The organism is Empedobacter sedimenti, assembly GCF_030005555.1.
Classification (GTDB): Bacteria; Bacteroidota; Bacteroidia; order Flavobacteriales; family Weeksellaceae; genus Empedobacter; species Empedobacter sedimenti.
Genome location: NZ_JASCQG010000009.1, coordinates 107388 through 125891, shown reverse-complemented (window position 1 = coordinate 125891; position 18504 = coordinate 107388). Strand labels below are relative to the sequence as shown.

Sequence of the window (18504 nt, the reverse complement as noted above, 5' to 3'; positions counted from 1 at the left end):
TAAAATTTTTAAACGAAAGGAGATGTTGTCAAAATGTCTCCTTTTTTTATGCAAATAGGTCAAAAAGTCAGTAATAATTTCTTAATCTTAGTTTGGAATTTTTTTTGATTAACTTGTAGCAACAACAAAACAAACTATTAAACTATGGATTTTAATCAATTTACTATAAAGGGTCGCGAAGCGATTCAAGCAGCACAACAAATCGCAGTTGCGTATAAAAATCAAGCGATAGAGCCAGCTCATATTTTAGGAGGAATGATCGATGTTGATGAAAACGTGTTATCATTAATTTTAGAAAAACAAGGTGTAAAAATGGATATGTTGAAACCTGAGTTGGATTTAGAAATCAATAAATATCCAAAAATTGAAGGTCAACAAGGAAATCATTTTTCTAATTCGTCTAACCAAATTTTGCAATCTGCACAACAAATTGCGAAAGAGATGAACGATGATTTTATCACCTTAGAGCATTTATTATTAGCAATAATCAAAGATGTTTCGTCTGTAAGTCAATTATTAAAAAATAGAGGTGTAACATTCGATAACACAAAAAAATTAGTAACAGAATTGAGAAACGGAGAAAGAGTAACTTCTGAAAACGCAGAAGGAACATATAATTCATTAAACAAATACGCTAAAAACTTAACAGATTTAGCAAAAGAAGGAAAATTAGATCCTGTAATTGGACGTGACGAAGAAATTCGTCGTGTTTTACAAATTCTATCACGTCGTACAAAAAATAACCCAATCCTTATTGGTGAACCAGGTGTTGGTAAAACCGCTATAGCAGAAGGTTTAGCACATCGAATCATCAATGGAGATGTTCCAGAAAATCTTTTGAATAAACAAATTTTTTCATTGGATATGGGAGCTTTGGTTGCGGGTGCAAAATACAAAGGTGAATTCGAAGAGCGTTTGAAAGCCGTTGTAAAAGAGGTAACTGCTTCTAATGGAGAAATAATTTTGTTCATCGATGAGATTCACACGCTTGTTGGTGCTGGCGGTGGCGGAGAAGGCGCTATGGATGCAGCAAATATCCTGAAACCTGCTTTGGCTCGTGGCGAATTACGTTCAATTGGTGCTACTACTTTAAATGAATATCAAAAATATTTCGAAAAAGATAAAGCTTTAGAGCGTCGTTTCCAGAAAGTAATGGTAGAAGAACCAGATGAAGAATCGGCTATTTCTATTTTGCGTGGAATCAAAGATAAATACGAGCAACATCATAAAATTGGAATTAAAGACGAAGCAATTATTGCGGCTGTAAAATTATCAACACGTTATATTACAGATCGTTTTTTACCAGATAAAGCCATCGATTTGATGGACGAAGCAGCTTCTAAGTTGAGAATGGAAATGAATTCGAAACCTGAAGATTTAGATAAATTAGATCGTAGAATTATTCAGTTAGAAATCGAAATTGAAGCGATAAAACGTGAAAATGATGAGAAAAAATTGAACCTTTTGAAAGAAGAATTATCTAATCTTCAAGATGAAAGAAATCAATTGAATTCGAAATGGGAAGCGGAAAGAAATCGTGCCGATGAAGTTCAAGATTTAAGAAAATCTATCGAAAATATCAAATTCGAAATTGAGCGTGCGAAACGTGATTATGATTATGCAAAAGCTTCCAAATTAGAGTTTGAAGATTTAGTTAATGCAAAAAATAATTTAGAAGAAGCTGAACATAATCTTGAAGAAAATAAACAAAATAAACTCGTTAAAGAGTTTGTTGATGCTGATGATATTGCAGAAGTTGTATCAAAATGGACTGGAGTTCCAGCTCAGAAAATGATGCAATCGGACCGCGAAAAATTATTGAATTTAGAAAGTGAATTACACAAACGTGTCCTTGGACAAGAAGAAGCAATTACAGCTGTTTCTGATGCAATTCGTCGTTCTCGCGCAGGTCTTAGTGACGAAGGAAAACCAATTGGTTCGTTCTTATTCTTAGGTTCGACTGGTGTTGGGAAAACTGAGTTAGCTAAAGCTTTGGCTGAATTCTTATTCGATGATGAAAATGCAATGACTCGTATCGACATGTCCGAATATCAAGAGCGTCATGCGGTTTCTCGCTTGGTTGGAGCACCTCCGGGTTACGTTGGTTACGACGAAGGAGGTCAGTTAACAGAAGCGGTTCGTCGTCGTCCTTATTCAGTTATTTTGTTGGACGAAATTGAAAAAGCTCATCCAGATGTTTTCAATATTTTGTTACAAGTTTTGGATGACGGGCGTTTGACAGACAACAAAGGGCGTATGGTTAACTTTAAAAATACGATTATCATTATGACATCGAATTTTGGTTCGCATACGATTTTAGAAAAATTTGCAAATATTAATGAAAACAATGTTCCGCAAATTTACAACGAAACAAAAGATGTGGTTTTTGAAGAATTGAAACAAAACTTTAGACCAGAATTTTTGAATCGTATTGATGAAATTATTTTGTTCCGTCCGTTGAGCGAAAATCAAATCTCTGGAATTGTAAATATCTATTTAAGCGGAGTTGCGAAGAAATTAGCACAACGTGATATTACATTAGATATTACGCCAGAAGCTGTCGATTACTTGGCAAGAAAAGGTTACGATCCACAATTTGGAGCACGACCATTGAAACGAGTTATTCAGCAAGATGTGTTAAATGAACTTTCGAAAGAAATTTTGAAAGGAACAATAAATGATAATGATGCGGTTTTAATCGATTATTTCGAAGAAAAACCTGGAGATAATAAATTAGTTTTCAGAACTAATCAATAAATAAATTACGATTTTATTCATGTGTAAAAAATCCGCTCAATTGAGCGGATTTTTTAGTTTTTATCAACACCTTGTTTTTGATTCATTGATTCTTCAATTTTTTTATAATATTCGTCTTCAATTTTCTCAAAATCAGCTTTAGAAACTTGTTTTCCTTTATTCGAAATTTGAATTTTTAACTTATCATCAACTTGTATCGACTCAAGTTTATAAGTAGAATATTGTTTTTCATCTTTCAAAGAAGTTCTCTTCAGTTCAAGTAACAATCCTGGTAATCCGTCATAATTCTCTGGTCCACATTTAGATTTTATCGAAGTTGAATACCAAGCAACATTCTCGTAATCTTTGTCAATAAAAATTGCTTTTTTGGCTTCGTAACCATTTATTTTCTTTGTTTCTCGTGTCAAATTCCACTTATTTTGGGTAATCGAATCATCGATCGAATAAATTTTAGAATCCATTTCTCGTAAAACTTTTTTAGTATTTTTCTCAAAATCTGTATAAATTTCTAAATCTTTAAAACCTCCAATAACTCTCATTTTATAATTAGTTCCTTGCGAATTATCAATCTTCTCCACTTCCTTCGACAAACATTGATTTTTATCAACAGAAAGTTCGATGTATTTAGGCTTAGAAAAAACTTCTTCTCTTAATTTTTTACTCTCAGGATTGGGATCATTCAAATTAATAAAAAATCGTCTTTCATATTCAACCTTAAACTTTTCTTGAGAAAAAATAGAAATCGGCAGTAACATCAATAATAAGTATTTCATCTAAATGGTTTTGTTTGAAATTTAAAGATAGCAAAAAAGCCTCACCAAAAGATGAAGCTTTTTTGTTATATACCCCTATATAGTTGATTAAAATACTTTAATCAATAATTCTTGTTCGATTTTATCATGACAATCTTCTAATGCATTTTTCTCTGCCTTACCAGCTTTCCAGTGCGATGTACAATAAAATTCGTCTTTTTTCCATTCTAAATCATCTTTAAAAAATGATTTTATTTCTTTAACAGATTTAGATTCTCCCGCAACATAAGCAAAACGCTTTCCGTCTTTACGTTTCGGAAAATCTTGTTTCTTTACTAAAGTATGCAACGCTGTTCCATTTCCTACAGCAGGATTAACAATCCATTTAAACTCTAAATTAGCTTTTGTTTCAATTGTATGAATATCATTTTCCGTTGGCACTTCTACACATACAATTCCTTTTGTTTTAGCAGATAAAGACTCTATAATTGCTGAAATAACTGGTAAACCTGTAAGATCCGCAGCTAATAAAATAAAGTCTGTTTTTGGAGCTAATTCTTTCTTTTTCGATTTCATCGAAACGCCAATTCTATCTCCAATTTTAGCTTCGTTTGCCCAACGCGAACCAGGACCATTCAATCCATGATTAGCAATATCTATTACCACTTGATTATTTTCTACATCTATATTACGTAATGTATAAGTACGAGAAACTGGTTTGAATTTTTCTGAGGGCGAAATCCATTTTTTATTCTTTTCATCATACTCTGCATAATGAATATCACGGATTCCCAGTGGAGGAAACAACAACTTACACGTTCCGCCAAGCGTTGTGTCTTCAAAAAAAGAAACGTCATCATTCTCCAAGTAAACGCGTATAAGATGTGGTGTTACAAATTCTTTCTTTTTTAAGATGAATTTTTCTTTCGCGATTTTAACTTTCTCTCCCATCAGGCTATTTAGATTTATTCTAATTATATGCGAAGATAATCTAAATTTAGATTGAATTAAAATAATAAAATGTTAAATAAAAAACTTATCTTTTTTTTAATATCATCAACTCAATTAAAACCCTTAACTTTTAAGTGCAAAAAATAACTACCTAAAACGAATAGAAAATGGAAAATACTTTATCAGCAATTACGCTAAACGAAAGAAATCTTCCACTTGAAGGCGGATTTAATTTTAGAGATTTAGGCGAAATTATTAATACAAAAAATCAAGTTATAAGAAAAGGATTGTTAATTAGATCTGATGATTTAGCAAACTTGACAGATAATGATTTAGAAATCCTGAATGATTATCCAATCCGAACAATTATAGATTTAAGAACAACTTATGAACGTCTAAAAAATCCTGATCATATTCCGAACAGTTGTAATCACGAAGTTCATTTAGATATTTCTTCTGGACATTTTGAAAATCTTGTCAAACAATTTAAAAAAGGAATCTCTAATCCAAAAGAATTTATGTGTAACATTTATGAAGATTTTGTTTTAGACAAAACGTGTCAAATGCAATACAAAAAATTCTTTGATATTATTCAGCACAAAAACAGAACACCAATCTTATTTCATTGTACTGCTGGAAAAGATAGAACAGGTTTTGCAACAGCTATGATTTTAGCTGCTCTGAAAGTTGATTTTGAAACTATTTTGGATGATTATATGGATTCAAATTTTTATTTGGAACAGAAATACGCTCACATCTTAAAAATCAATCCTGATTATAAATACTTAATTGAAGTTTATCCAGAATATTTAGGAAAATCATTTGAAGTTATTGAAACTAATTTTGGATCTGTCGAGAACTATTTAACTGATATTTTAGGAATTGATCTTCAACTAATGGAAGAGTTATATTTAGAGAAATAAAAAAGTGACTTTTTAGCCACTCATGGTCGGAAGAAATTCCGACCATTTTTTATGTTTTAAAAATTTTATCAGGATCACCACCTGCAAAAATGATTAAAATAGCCGTAATCATTTCACTAAGTTCCATTTTAATGCGTCGTTTTGCGGTTTTATACCCCAGATTATTGGCTTTTTTGTAAATCAAAAGTAACATTGCAGCAATCATGGTGGTGTAAATCATGACCTCAATTCCATTTTTGTTGAGTGACACAAGATGACTTAGATTGAGCTCTTGTTTCATAAATCTAAAAAACACTTCAATATACCAACGTTTTCTGTAATAATCTGAAATTTCTTTGGCAGAAAGATCAAATTCATTCGTCAAAAACCAAAACTTCTTATCCGTTTTTTCATTTTCAATCACTACCAAACGAAACGCTGTCTCCACCTTCTCTTCTCTAAAATGCGCATTTCCACGCTTATTCTGAATAGGTTTTCCTGTGTAAAGCTTCACTTTTGAATCTTTCACTAACAACCAATTGTCCCATTTTTGGACATTTGTTTCTTCAAGAAAAGACTCCAATTCCTCAAATTTTCGATTCTCTTTCGAGCGAATAATAAATTTGATCGATCTCCCGTCAAAATCTTTCATCGCTCGGGTTGACTGCAAACCTCGGTCGATAACATAAATATTTTTATGATCCGCCTCCTTGAAAGCATGTTTCAAAATAGCTTCTGGCAAAGCAGATTCCTCCGAAGAATATTTTTGACCATTAAAAACTTCAACCCCCGAAGGCAAAATTCCGTCAAAAGAAAAGCTAAATTTCACCAGTTTTTTACCACTTTTTTGATCAATTCCCTCTTTCAATTTCACACAAGTATCTGAAACAATGGTGCTATCCACACGAATAAGATTGTATTTTTCGATTTCAGTTCCCGAATAAAAACTTGAAAATCGATCGTACATATGCTCATAAATCTCCTTGAAATAATTGGGATCGATTTTGGAAAGTCGCTCTGAAATTGAGCTCCTTCTAATTTTTTCATCCTCACCCAATCCAAATAAAGCCTTAAAACTGCTTCCATTAAAAGTGTCTTCGAGTGTTCTTTGGCTCAGTTTTTCATTGTCGAAAATAGAAAATAGCAACAGGTAAAACATTTTTTCACCATGCAGCACTTTGCTGTAATAATCCACTTTCGTGGTCGCCGAAAGATGGCTTAACAAAGCTTTTGGAATAAATTCTAAAACTTGTTTGAGAGATATTTTGTGATCCTGAAAAACTGACATAACATATTGATTATCAAATATAAAGATACAAAATAATAATCATAAAAACAATTTAAATAATTAATAATCAGCTATTTGTCTCGAATATCCTTACGTTTAAAAACAAAAAAGTCGGAAGAAAAATCTTCCGACCATGAGTGACTTTTTAGCCACTTTTTTATTTAATATCAGATTTTAAAATTTCATCTTCTGGATGCGTATTGCATTCAGAATTGCTAACATCGCAACTCCTACATCAGCGAAAACAGCCTCCCACATATTGGCAATTCCTTCGGCTCCTAGTAATAAAACAATAATTTTTACACCCATTGCCAAAACAATATTCTGAATCACAATCTTTTTAGTTTCGCGACCTATTTTAATTGCTGTTGCAATTTTAGATGGTTGATCTGTTTGAATCACAACATCTGCAGTTTCTATCGCTGCATCGCTTCCTAATCCTCCCATTGCAATTCCAACATCAGAAAGAGCTAAAACAGGCGCATCATTGATTCCATCTCCAACAAAAGCAACAATTTGATTTTGATCTTTTTTCAAAGCTTCTATTTTTTCAACTTTTCCCTCTGGTAACAATCCACCAAAAGCCTCATCAACACCTACTTCTTTCGCTACTTTTTGCGTAATGGTATTTTTATCACCACTCAACATAATTGTTTTCGAAACGCCCAAAGCTTTCATTTTCTGAATTGCTTGTTGTGCATCCTCCTTTATTTTATCAGCAATCGTAATATATCCAGCATATATATCATCAACCGCAACCACCACAATACTTTCTACAATATCATGAATTTCTTGTGGATATTGAATCGAGAAATGATCTAACAATTTAGAATTTCCAGCTAAAACTGTCTTTCCTTCAACTTTTCCTTTCAAACCTTTTCCAGAAATTTCTTCCACTTCTATTGCTTTCAAATCAGATGGATGACTTGCGACAATCGCTTTTGCAATTGGATGTGTAGATTGTTTTTCTAAAGCTGAAACTAAGTTTAAAAAATCTTTTTCAGGAAGATTAGTTTCAATTTTTTGCACTTCGAAAACACCTTCTGTCATTGTTCCGGTTTTATCCATCACAACCGTGTTAACTTTAGCAATTAAATCTAAAAAGTTAGAACCTTTTACTAGAATTCCGTTACGCGAAGCTGCTCCAATTCCACCAAAATAACCCAACGGAACCGAAATAACCAACGCACAAGGACAAGAAACAACCAAGAAAACTAAACCTCTGTACAACCAATCATGAAAATCGTAATTGTCGACAAAAAAGTAAGGAATAATCACCAAAGCTGTTGCCAAAAAGAAAACGATTGGTGTATATATTTTTGCAAATTTTCTGATAAATAATTCGGTTGGTGCTTTGCGAGAAGCTGCATCTTGAACCATTTGTAAGATTTTTGCGATCGAACTATCTTCAAATTTTTTAGTCGTTTGAATTTCAATTACATTTTCGAGATTTAACATTCCTGCCAAAACAGTTTCTCCAGTTTTATAAGTTGAAGGTTTACTTTCTCCTGTCAAAGCAGCTGTATTAAAGCTTCCTTTATCTGAAATCATAATTCCATCTAACGGAACTTTTTCCCCAACTTTTACCTGAATTGTTTCTCCAATTACAACATCATGAGGTTTTATCGTCTCAAAATTACCATTTCGTAAAACATGCGCTGTATCTGGACGAACATCTAACAAAGCCTTAATATTTCCCTTTGCTTTGTCAACCGCAGCGTCTTGAAACATTTCTCCTATTGTATAGAATAACATTACCGCAACACCTTCTGGATATTCGCCAATAATAAAAGCACCCAAAGTTGCAATTCCCATCAACGAAAACTCATTGAAAAAATCCAACTTTTTGGCTAATTTGAACGCTTCTCCCCAAACAGGGAACGCAACTAAAATATAGGAAATAGCGAACCAAATCAGACGAATAGCTTGATTATCAACAAACCAAGTTGGTTTCAAAACATATTGAACAAAAATCCCCGCAAAGAAAATAGCTAAACTTACTCCTAATAAGATTTTACTATTGTTATGTTCATGGTCGTGATCATGACCTTCGTGATTGTGATCATGTGAATGATTGTGTTCGTCATTTGACGTGCTACAGCAAGTTTTAGACATAATTCAAAATTTATTCTACAAAATTATGAAGCTTTTGCTGCAACCAAGTTGCAAAGTTTAGGATTTACAATGATCGCAAATTCCTTTTAAGATAAATGAAGATTGTTCGACCTCGAAATTTTTGGGAAGATTGATTTCGGGTAAATGAATATTTCTCAAACAAAATGTCTGATTACAGTTATTGCAATGAAAATGAGCATGTGTAAATTCGGGTGTGCATTTGCAACTCGACTCACACAATGCATATTTTATAGAACCTGTTCCGTCCTCAATCGAATGAATTAATTTATTTTCTTCGAAAGTTTTTAATGTACGATAAATCGTCACACGATCCGCTTGATCCATTTCAATTTCAAGATCTGCTAAACTTAACGCAACTTCTGCATTCATTAATTTATCTAAAATCAATAAGCGCATTGCGGTAGGATTTATTTCTCTACTTTTTAATCTTTTTGTTAAAACTTCGGTTTGCATTTCATTCAAATTCTGAACCTAAAGTTACGAAAAATCGAAGAGTTTAGATTATACAATTTTACTTATTCGTTATAAAAAAATCCATTTGAAATGATTCAAATGGATTTTAAAATTTTATTTCACAGTTATTTCATCAACAAAAATATAGGATTTTCCTTTGAAAGGTTCTGCTAAATGACCTTTCGGAAATGCACCATAATTGTACACTTTTACTTTTATATATTGTGCTTTTTGGGTTTGGAACTGAACTTTCCAAAGATCTGTAAAAGTTGAATCATTGAATGGATTAGCTTCTTTCTCGATAACGCCAGCTAATTTAAACACCTCTTTATTGTTTGATGTATAAATTTCTAATTTTGTAGGCATCATAATCCACGAGCGAGAATCTTGTAAGAAATTTACATCAACTTCTGAAATAGATTTGACTTTTCTTAAATCTATAATAGCTTCAAAATCTTGATCAAAATAACCTTGCCAATCTCCTTTTTTCCAGTTTTGTGTACCGAAAATCCCATCCAATAAACCATCTGGTCCACCAGCATGATATTGCGGAGTGTAGGTAGAATGCAACTCTATTCCATAATCATTCGGCTTTTTAGTAAAAGTACCCGAAATTGTTTTGCTTTTCTTATCTCCATTTTTCACATAAGCTGTTATTGTAGAAGTTTCTTTAATCGAAATTGGATTTTTGAACAATTGTTCTTTCTTTCCATTCACCGAATAATAAATTTTGTCTTTAGAATTTTGAGATGTCAAAACAATAGTGGTTCTATCTTTAAATGCTCTCTCAGAGTTCTTAAATACAGGTACTGTTACAATTTTTTCTTCTTCTGAAATAGATTGAACATTACGATCTTTCAAAAACTCAAAACCTAAATATTGATTTTCTTTGTAATTTTCTTTTGTAATAACACGCTTCGAACCATCTTCTAAATTAATCGTGATTTCATCAAAAAATGGTTCAACTGTTGTCCAAATTCCAGAACCTGGCGTAACGCTGTAAATTCCCATCGAAGCCAAAACATACCAAGCACTCATTTGTCCGCAATCTTCGTTGCCGATTAATCCGTCAGGAGAATTTTTATAAAAATCATTCAGAATTTTATGAACTAATTCTTTCGTTTTTTCTGGTTTATCGATGTAATTATATAAAAAAGCTACATGATGACTCGGTTCATTTCCTTGTGCATATTGCCCAATTAATCCCGTAACATCTACTTGCTCACGACCTGTCATTTCAGAAGTTGAATTGAACAACTCATCTAATTTAGCCTCAAAACTTTCTTTTCCTCCATAAGAATCAATCATTCCATTAATATCTTGCGGAACAAAAAATGTGTATTGCCAACCATTTGCTTCTGTATAATTATTATTCACTTCTCGCGGATCAAAAGGAGAATCCCAAGCGCTATTTTTCTTTGGTTGAATAAATTTTGTGCTTTGATTAAATAAATTTTTCCAAGACTGAGAACGTTCTATAAAGTATTTATAATCATCTTGTTTATTTAAAATCAAAGCCATTTGCGCAATACACCAATCATCATAAGCATACTCTAACGTTTTAGAAACTGACTCGTGTTCATCATCAATAGAAATAAAACCATTTTCTTTATACGCTTTCAATCCTAAATGATCTAACATTGCCGAATGTTTAGATGCTTCGAACGCTTTTTCGTAATCAAAACCTTTTAAGCCTTTTACCATCGCATCTGCAATCACAGAAACCGAGTGATAACCTATCATACAATCTGTTTCGTTACTTGCTAATTCCCAAACTGGCAAACGTCCACCTTGCTCGTATTGCTTAATAAATGTATTGATAAAATCTACTGTTCTTCGTTTCTCAATCAACGTATACAAAGGATGTGCAGCTCTAAAAGTATCCCAAAGTGAAAACACAGAATAATAATCGAAATTGTTTGCTAAATGAATTTTATCATCACGACCACGATAGTTTCCGTTTACATCTTGCGCAATATTTGGTTGCATCATTGTATGATAAAGCGCTGTGTAAAAAATAGTCAATTTGTCTTTATCTGATGATTTTATCTCAATTTTGGATAATTCTTTGTTCCAAACTTTTTCAGCTTCTGCTTTCGTTTTTGCAAAATCAAAACTTGGTAATTCTTTCGAATTGACATCTGTTCCTTCAAATCCTGTTGTTGATAAAGTAACTTTAACAAGAATTTTTTCTCCTTTCTTTACTTTCTTTCCAAAAGCCAGAGCAATTTCATTTCCTTTAAATTCATTTGATTTAAGAGATCCATTTTTTGTAGACGTTACTTTTAGCGGAACATTGAACTGTATTTTGGCAAAAATCTTTTGATTAGTAGCCCAAGCTTCAGAATTTCTGTAGACATAAACTGTTTTATCGTCTACAACTTTTACTGAACCATCTACCAATCTATCACGATGATTAAGATCTAAAATGATATTAGCATCACCAGCTTTACTAAATGTATATTCGTGCAAACCAACTCTTGTTGTTGTAGTAAGTTGTACATTTATATTATCTTTTTCTAACAAAACTTGGTAATATCCAGCCGAAGCTTTTTCATTTTTATGAGAAAACTTTGATCCATATTCTTTTTGGTCAAAACTTGTATTCCCCATTGTTGGCATTAACATAATATCACCATAATCTGAAACTCCAGTTCCATTAAGATGTGTATGTGAAAAGCCATAAATAAAATCATCAGAATAATGATAACCACCACATCCGTCCCAGCTTCCGTCTACACGAGTATCTGGTGATAGCTGCACCATTCCGTAAGGTAATGTAGCACCTGGAAAAGAATGTCCATGACCACCAGTACCGATAAATGGATTTACGTACTGTACAACGTTTTTGGTTTGTGCTTGAATAAAAATAGACGAAATAATCATCCAAAGAGTGAGTAAAGTTGATTTCATACGTTTTTTTAAGTTTAGTTTTATCTGATAACAGACATACAATAATATGAATTATATTTGTTATCAACACAATTAGAAATCGATAACCACATGAGTAACAGAAGAAATTTTATTAAAAACTTAGGCGCACTGAGCCTGCTTTTAGGTACTTCTAAAATAACCGTTAATGCTCAAACTCCTAAAAAAACAGCTTCTAAAAAAGTTAATAAACCAATTGTTCTTTCAACTTGGCGTTTCGGAATTGAAGCCAATGCAGAAGCTTGGAAAATTCTAAGTAAAAACGGAACGGCTTTGGATGCCGTAGAGCAAGGTGTAAAATTAGTAGAAGCTGATCCGAATGAGCGAAGCGTTGGTTATGGTGGACGCCCGGATCGTGACGGAAAAGTTACTTTAGACGCATGTATTATGGATGATCAAGCAAATATTGGTTCGGTTGCTTGTCTTGAGAATATAAAACACCCTATTTCTGTTGCTCGAAAAGTGATGGAAGATACGCCACACGTGATGTTAGTTGGAAACGGAGCATTACAATTTGCTTTAGAAAAAGGTTTTAGAAAAGAAAATTTATTGACTGAACTTTCTGAAAGAGAGTGGAAAGAATGGTTGAAAGACACCAATTATCAGTTACCAATAAATATAGAAAATCATGATACAATCGGAATGATTGCCTTGGATGCGCACGGAAATCTTTCTGGAGCTTGTACGACGAGTGGAATGGCGTACAAAATGCATGGTCGTGTTGGCGATTCACCAATTATCGGTGCAGGATTATATGTTGATAACGAAATTGGCGCTGCAACGGCTACTGGACATGGTGAAGAAGTGATTCGTATTGCGGGAAGTCATTTGGTTGTAGAATTAATGCGTCAGGGTTATTCACCAGAAAATGCTTGTAAAGAAGCTATTCATCGAATCATTAAATTAACAAAATCACGAAAAAAAGACTTGCAAAATATTCAAGTTGGTTTTATCGCAATAAATAAACAAGGCGAATATGGTTCGTTTTGTATCCATCCAGGCTTTAACTTTGCGGTTTATGACGAAACTGGAAATCGTTTGATTGACGGAAAATCTATTACAAAATGAAAAAATTAGAAATCGCTTGCTTTAACATAGAATCGGCTTTAGTTGCAGCAAAATCAACTGCAGATAGAATTGAATTATGCACTGATGCTTCTTTAGGTGGAATTACGCCAGATTTTGAAGATATCAAAACATTAAGAAAAGAAACGGATAAAGAAATTATGGTGATGATTCGTCCTCGTGGTGGAGATTTTTGTTATTCTGATCAAGAGTTTGAACAAATGAAATCTGAGATTATCATGATTAAAAATTTTAGAATCGATGGTTTTGTTTTCGGAATTCTGAATGAGGATAATGAAATTGATTTTGAAAGAAATCAAGAATTAGTTGAACTTGCAAAACCTTTTCCTTGTACATTTCATCGTGCTTTTGATAGAGCAGCTGATGCCGAAGATTCACTTCAAATGGTAATTGAATTAGGCTTTACAACCATCTTAACTTCTGGTTTGGATATCAATGTTGATTACGGAAAACGTGAATTAAAAAATCTGGTTAAAAAAGCAGAAAATCAAATCACTATTATGCCTGGAGGAGGTTTACGTTCGACAAATATTCAAGAAATTGATACTTATACAAACGCGACTTACTTCCATTCTTCTGCAATGATAGACGATTCAGGAATTGCTAATCTCGAAGAAATCAATCGATTGAAAACTTTGATAAATTCTGAAAAATAAAAATAGTAACTTTGACTTATGCTTTGGGAAAACATAATTGGTCAAGAAGAAGTTAAAGCCAAACTTCAACAATCTATAAAAGATGGTCGAATAAGTCATGCGCAGCTTTTTGCTGGACCAGAAGGTTCTGGTACATTAGCATTAGCTATTGCTTATGCTCGTGAGGTTTTATGCGGTCTTGATAACAATCAATGCAATTTAAAGGTTGATAAATTACAACATCCAGATTTACATTTTGCATTTCCTTATTCAGCGACAGATACAGTTAAAAAACCACTAGCTAAGTATTTATTAAATGACTGGAGAAGTTTTGTAGACGAAAATGTCTACGGAAATTTAACTGATTGGATGACTCATCTCGGTATTGAGAAAAAACAAGGTGTTATTCCAGTTGATGAAGCAGATGAAATTGTCAAAACATTAGCTTTAAATAGCTACGAAGGTGGTTATAAAATTATGATTATTTGGCAGCCAGAAACAATGACAACTTCTGCGGCAAATAAATTACTGAAGATTTTAGAAGAACCTCCACAGAAAACATTGTTTTTGTTAGTAACTGAACGAGAAGATCTTTTATTACAAACGATTACTTCTCGCTGTCAATTGGTTAAAATTCCACGATTAGCTCAAAATTCGATCAAAGATTATTTGATTGAAACGAAAAATATTAGCCCAGAAAAAGCTCAACATATTGCTTTTTTGTCTCAAGGAAATGTACGAGAAGCCTTGCATCAATTGAGTGATGAAGAGCATTTATTTGATAAATATTTTGTGACTTGGGTAAGAAAAGCATTTATGGCTGCGAAAACACCAACCGTTTTAAAGGATTTGATTGATTGGTCAAATCAAATTTCAAGCTGGTCAAGAAGTGAGCAAAAAGATTTTTTGAATTATTGTTCGGAGATTTTTCGTCAAGCTTTATTAAAAACCTATCAATCTGATGATTTAGTTTTTTTACAAATCAATGCAGAAGGTTTTAAATGGCAAGGGTTTGCGCCTTTTATACATGGAGCGAATATAGAAGATATTTTAAATGAAATTAACGAAGCTTCGTATCATATAGAGCGAAATGGTAATTCTAAAATTATACTTTTAGATTTATCGATTAAGTTAACACGTTATTTACATCGCAAAACAGCATAAAAAAAACCACTTATCTAATAAGTGGTTTCTTTATATGATTTGAATTTAGTTCAAATTATTTTGCTGGAGCTTCAGTAGCTGGAGCTGCTGGAGTTGTAGCTGCATCTTTAACTGCACCTTCTACTTTAGTTGCTGCTGAATCAACTTTAGTTGCTGCTGAATCAACTTTAGTTGCTGCTGAATCAATTGTAGCTGCTGCTGAATCAATTGTAGCTGTTGCTGAATCTACGTTTGTTGCTGCTTCTTCTGCTTTTTTCTCTCCACAAGATACTGCTCCTAATGATAAAGCTGCTACTGCAACTACTGCGAAAAATTTTTTCATTGTTTTATTGTTTTAATTATTAATAATTTTCGATTAATTTTCTTTGTCAAAGATATTTCGATCTAAAAAAAATAGTGTGTAAAATGAATGTAATATCATTGTAACAAAATTTACTGAAATATTAAAAACAAAATAATTAATAATCAATTAATTACATATTATTATACAAATTTGTATAAATTTTTGTAAAATATATTTTTGAATATATTTATTATATAAAGACAATAAATTCAACACTTTTAAATAAAAAGAAGATTTTTTACTAGTTAATCATCTAAACTTTATCTAAAAAAATTAATTATTAATACATTTGTATAAATTAATTAAATACTATGCTAGTAGTTTCTTACATTCAAGAAAACAAAGATCGTGTAATTGAAGGACTTAAAAAACGTAACTTCAAGAATTTAGATCTTGTTGATGAAGTTTTAAATGTTGATGAACTTCGTCGTAAAACTCAATTTGAATTAGATAATGTATTAGCTGAATCCAACAAATTAGCAAAAGAAATTGGTAATTTGTTTAAAGATGGAAAATCGGAAGAGGCTAATGAATTAAAAAACAAAACGGTTGATTTAAAAACTCAATCAAAAGAGTTACAAGATTTATTATCCACTTATGAAAACTCTGTAAAAGAGATTTTGTATCAAATTCCGAACATTCCGAATGATATCGTTAAACCAGGTAAAGACGCTGATGATAACGAAATCGTTTTTGAACACGGAGATGCAACAGCAAAACCAAACAATTTACCACACTGGGAAATTGCGAAAAAATTTGACATCATTGATTTTGAATTAGGTGTTAAAATTACTGGTGCTGGCTTCCCTGTTTACAAAGGAAAAGGTGCGCGTTTGCAACGTGCTTTAACGCAATTTTTCTTAGATAAAAATGCAGATGCAGGATATACAGAAATTGTTCCTCCATTTGTTGTAAATGAGGCTTCTGGTTATGGAACTGGACAATTACCAGACAAAGAAGGGCAAATGTATTATATTGGAGAAGATGATTTGTACTTAATCCCGACTGCGGAAGTTCCTGTGACAAATATTTACCGTGATACGATTGTAAAAGCAGAGGATTTACCAATTACGTTGACTGCATATTCGCCTTGTTTCCGTCGTGAAGCAGGTTCTTATGGAAAAGATGTAAGAGGATTGAATCGTTTGCACCAATTTGAGAAAGTAGAGATTGTACGTATCGAAAAACCAGAAAATTCTTACGCTGCTTTAGATGGAATGATCGAGCATGTAAAAGGATTATTAGAAGATTTGGAATTACCTTACCGTATTTTGAGACTTTGTGGTGGAGATACAGGTTTTACATCTGCAATTACTTACGATTTTGAGGTTTTCTCTGAAGCGCAAGAAAAATGGTTAGAGGTTTCTTCTGTTTCAAACTTTGAGACATTCCAAGCGAATCGTTTGAAATTACGTTACAAAGACGAAAACGGAACGCAATTAGCGCACAGTTTAAATGGTTCTGCTTTGGCTTTACCACGTATTTTGGCGTCAATTTTAGAGAATCACCAACAAGCGGATGGAACAGTAAAAATTCCGAAAGCATTGCAACCTTATACTCGTTTTGAGATTTTAGATTAATCAAATAATCTTTCAGATAAAAGAAAAGCTCGAGAAGTTCTCGAGCTTTTTTATATTATTAAAATTGAAATTAAATCAAATGTTTTAATTCTTCTTTCAAACTATCATCCCAAGTTGGAATGTTAAGTTGATAAACTTCTTTAATCTTCGATTTATCTAATAAACTATACGCTGGACGTTTCGCTTTGGTAGGATAAGCAGAAGTTGGAACAGGATTAATTTCTATTGTCGAATTAGACAGTTCTTTAATCTTTTGAGCAAATTCAAACCAAGAACATTCTCCTTCGTTAGAATAATTATAGATTCCGTACACTAAATCATCTTTCGAAATAATCGTTAAGATTGCATCAGCTAAATCAATTGCATTTGTTGGTGAACCAATTTGATCAGCCACAACTGAGATAGAATCTTTATCGTTGAACAATCTAAGCATCGTTTTAACGAAGTTATTTCCAAATCTTGAATAAACCCAAGCTGTGCGAAGAATAATTGTTTTAGGATTATTGGCTAAAGCCAAATTTTCTCCATCTAACTTTGTTTGTCCATAAACTCCAATTGGATTTGTTTGATCAGCTTCGGAACGAGGAATAGATTCAGTTCCATCAAATACATAATCTGTCGAAACGTGAATAAAAGGAATTCCTTTTTGATTTGTGATTTTAGCTAAAAATTCTGTTGCTTTAGCGTTAACTAAAAATGCATTCTCTTGATCATCTTCTGCTTTGTCAACTGCTGTATAAGCTGCACAATTAACAACAACATCAAATGATTTATCTTCGAAATAATGATTAATCAACTCTTCATTTGTAATATCCAACTCATTTCGAGTAACAAAAAAACATTCGATTTCTTTATAATTCTTAGACACTTCTGCAATTGATTGCCCTAATTGTCCATTTGCTCCGGTGATTAATATTTTCTTCATGATATAAAAAAAGCCACTAAAATAAGTGGCTTAAAGATATTAATTATCTGATTATTATAATCCTAATTCTTTTTTAACGTCGTTTAATAAATCGTATCCTCCAGCTTTGTAAACTAAAACACCTGCAGGTAAAACATATTTAACTCCTTTTTTAGCAGCAGCAGCATTAATTGCATCCATTACTTTTTTCTCAATTGGATCCATTAAAGCTTTTTCTTTTGCTTGCATTTCTTCTTGAGCAGCTTTTGCAACAGTTTCGTATTTCTTTTGCATTTCTTGCTCTTTTTCTTGGTATTTGTTAGCTGCAGCAATTTTTTGAGCCTCTTCAGGAGATTTACCAGCTAAAGATTTTTGAGCTGCTTCCATAAAAGTTTTATATTCTGCTTGTAAAGCTTCAATTTTAGTTTGGTGACCTTTTCCTAACGCTTCTAAATCAGCTTCAGCTTTTTTGTAAGCTGGCATTGATTCAATCACTGCTTGTGTATCAATATGAGCAATTTCTTGAGCGAAAGATAATACGCTACCAAAAACCATCATTGTAAATACTGCTATCAATCTAATTTGTTTCATTTTCTAGTTTGTTTATTAATATTATTTTTTG

Annotated in this window: 15 protein-coding genes; 6 read left to right on the top strand and 9 right to left on the bottom strand. The window is 32.4% G+C overall.

Annotated elements, in window-relative coordinates; all coding sequences use genetic code 11:
• Positions 1-144: 144 nt before the first annotated feature.
• Positions 145-2757, top strand: coding sequence for an ATP-dependent chaperone ClpB (gene clpB / locus QHG34_RS10055; protein WP_282630053.1), 2613 nt, complete (start codon positions 145-147; stop codon positions 2755-2757).
• Between the two features lie 53 nt (positions 2758-2810).
• Here the strand turns inward: clpB and QHG34_RS10050 are convergent, their stop codons facing one another.
• Complete coding sequence (locus QHG34_RS10050) at positions 2811-3530, bottom strand: GLPGLI family protein (RefSeq protein WP_282630052.1); 720 nt, start codon at positions 3528-3530, stop codon at positions 2811-2813.
• Positions 3531-3617: 87 nt separating this feature from the next.
• Positions 3618-4460 (bottom strand): siderophore-interacting protein, encoded by an 843-nt coding sequence (locus tag QHG34_RS10045; RefSeq protein WP_282630051.1) that lies wholly within the window; start codon positions 4458-4460, stop codon positions 3618-3620.
• Between the two features lie 167 nt (positions 4461-4627).
• On the opposite strand from QHG34_RS10045, the gene QHG34_RS10040 reads away from it, so the two are divergent.
• Positions 4628-5383, top strand: coding sequence for a tyrosine-protein phosphatase (locus QHG34_RS10040; RefSeq protein ID WP_282630050.1), 756 nt, complete (start codon positions 4628-4630; stop codon positions 5381-5383).
• A gap of 49 nt (positions 5384-5432) precedes the next feature.
• Here QHG34_RS10040 and QHG34_RS10035 read toward each other — a convergent pair whose 3' ends face one another.
• From QHG34_RS10035 to QHG34_RS10020, 4 genes are all read right to left on the bottom strand, one after another.
• Positions 5433-6650, bottom strand: a complete 1218-nt coding sequence (locus QHG34_RS10035) for an IS4 family transposase (protein WP_282630049.1) — start codon at positions 6648-6650, stop codon at positions 5433-5435.
• Positions 6651-6824: 174 nt separating this feature from the next.
• Positions 6825-8765 carry a heavy metal translocating P-type ATPase gene (locus QHG34_RS10030; RefSeq protein WP_282630048.1) on the bottom strand — a complete coding sequence of 647 codons (1941 nt, stop codon included), beginning with the start codon at positions 8763-8765 and terminating at the stop codon, positions 6825-6827.
• 57 nt (positions 8766-8822) lie between these two features.
• A complete protein-coding gene (locus tag QHG34_RS10025; protein ID WP_282630046.1) occupies positions 8823-9239 on the bottom strand; it encodes a Fur family transcriptional regulator in 417 nt (138 codons plus the stop codon).
• 114 nt (positions 9240-9353) lie between these two features.
• Positions 9354-12152, bottom strand: a complete 2799-nt coding sequence (locus QHG34_RS10020; protein ID WP_282630045.1) for a GH92 family glycosyl hydrolase — start codon at positions 12150-12152, stop codon at positions 9354-9356.
• A 90-nt stretch (positions 12153-12242) separates the two neighbouring features.
• Here QHG34_RS10020 and QHG34_RS10015 point away from each other — a divergent pair, with 90 nt between their 5' ends.
• Genes QHG34_RS10015 through QHG34_RS10005 form a run of 3 tightly spaced genes read left to right on the top strand, consistent with a single transcriptional unit; the run spans position 12243 to position 15055 of the window.
• On the top strand, positions 12243-13238 hold the full coding sequence (locus tag QHG34_RS10015; RefSeq protein WP_282630044.1) for an isoaspartyl peptidase/L-asparaginase family protein: 996 nt from the start codon (positions 12243-12245) through the stop codon (positions 13236-13238).
• Entirely contained in the window at positions 13235-13912 is a 678-nt protein-coding gene (locus tag QHG34_RS10010) for a copper homeostasis protein CutC (RefSeq protein ID WP_282630043.1), read from the top strand. The genes QHG34_RS10015 and QHG34_RS10010 overlap by 4 nt, the downstream gene beginning before the upstream one ends.
• 18 nt (positions 13913-13930) lie before the next feature.
• Positions 13931-15055: a DNA polymerase III subunit gene (locus QHG34_RS10005; RefSeq protein ID WP_282630042.1), complete on the top strand. Its 1125-nt coding sequence runs from the start codon at positions 13931-13933 to the stop codon at positions 15053-15055.
• A 55-nt stretch (positions 15056-15110) separates the two neighbouring features.
• Here the strand turns inward: QHG34_RS10005 and QHG34_RS10000 are convergent, their stop codons facing one another.
• Positions 15111-15377: a hypothetical protein gene (locus tag QHG34_RS10000; protein ID WP_282630041.1), complete on the bottom strand. Its 267-nt coding sequence runs from the start codon at positions 15375-15377 to the stop codon at positions 15111-15113.
• 332 nt (positions 15378-15709) lie between these two features.
• Between QHG34_RS10000 and serS the strand changes: the two genes are divergently transcribed.
• Entirely contained in the window at positions 15710-16978 is a 1269-nt protein-coding gene (gene serS / locus QHG34_RS09995; protein ID WP_282630040.1) for a serine--tRNA ligase, read from the top strand.
• Between the two features lie 70 nt (positions 16979-17048).
• Here serS and rfbD read toward each other — a convergent pair whose 3' ends face one another.
• Positions 17049-17903, bottom strand: coding sequence for a dTDP-4-dehydrorhamnose reductase (gene rfbD, locus QHG34_RS09990; RefSeq protein WP_282630039.1), 855 nt, complete (start codon positions 17901-17903; stop codon positions 17049-17051).
• A gap of 54 nt (positions 17904-17957) precedes the next feature.
• Positions 17958-18473, bottom strand: coding sequence for an OmpH family outer membrane protein (locus QHG34_RS09985; RefSeq protein WP_282630038.1), 516 nt, complete (start codon positions 18471-18473; stop codon positions 17958-17960).
• Between the last annotated feature and the right edge of the window lie 31 nt (positions 18474-18504).

Coding starts and splice junctions, on each gene's coding strand:
- QHG34_RS10035 (WP_282630049.1), bottom strand. CDS start 6,650: ATGTCAGTTTTTCAGGATCACAAAATATCTCTCAAACAAGTTTTAGAA.
- QHG34_RS10015 (WP_282630044.1), top strand. CDS start 12,243: ATGAGTAACAGAAGAAATTTTATTAAAAACTTAGGCGCACTGAGCCTG.
- serS (WP_282630040.1), top strand. CDS start 15,710: ATGCTAGTAGTTTCTTACATTCAAGAAAACAAAGATCGTGTAATTGAA.
- QHG34_RS10050 (WP_282630052.1), bottom strand. CDS start 3,530: ATGAAATACTTATTATTGATGTTACTGCCGATTTCTATTTTTTCTCAA.
- QHG34_RS10000 (WP_282630041.1), bottom strand. CDS start 15,377: ATGAAAAAATTTTTCGCAGTAGTTGCAGTAGCAGCTTTATCATTAGGA.
- rfbD (WP_282630039.1), bottom strand. CDS start 17,903: ATGAAGAAAATATTAATCACCGGAGCAAATGGACAATTAGGGCAATCA.
- QHG34_RS10010 (WP_282630043.1), top strand. CDS start 13,235: ATGAAAAAATTAGAAATCGCTTGCTTTAACATAGAATCGGCTTTAGTT.
- QHG34_RS10020 (WP_282630045.1), bottom strand. CDS start 12,152: ATGAAATCAACTTTACTCACTCTTTGGATGATTATTTCGTCTATTTTT.
- QHG34_RS10025 (WP_282630046.1), bottom strand. CDS start 9,239: ATGCAAACCGAAGTTTTAACAAAAAGATTAAAAAGTAGAGAAATAAAT.
- QHG34_RS10040 (WP_282630050.1), top strand. CDS start 4,628: ATGGAAAATACTTTATCAGCAATTACGCTAAACGAAAGAAATCTTCCA.
- QHG34_RS10005 (WP_282630042.1), top strand. CDS start 13,931: ATGCTTTGGGAAAACATAATTGGTCAAGAAGAAGTTAAAGCCAAACTT.
- clpB (WP_282630053.1), top strand. CDS start 145: ATGGATTTTAATCAATTTACTATAAAGGGTCGCGAAGCGATTCAAGCA.
- QHG34_RS10045 (WP_282630051.1), bottom strand. CDS start 4,460: ATGGGAGAGAAAGTTAAAATCGCGAAAGAAAAATTCATCTTAAAAAAG.
- QHG34_RS09985 (WP_282630038.1), bottom strand. CDS start 18,473: ATGAAACAAATTAGATTGATAGCAGTATTTACAATGATGGTTTTTGGT.
- QHG34_RS10030 (WP_282630048.1), bottom strand. CDS start 8,765: ATGTCTAAAACTTGCTGTAGCACGTCAAATGACGAACACAATCATTCA.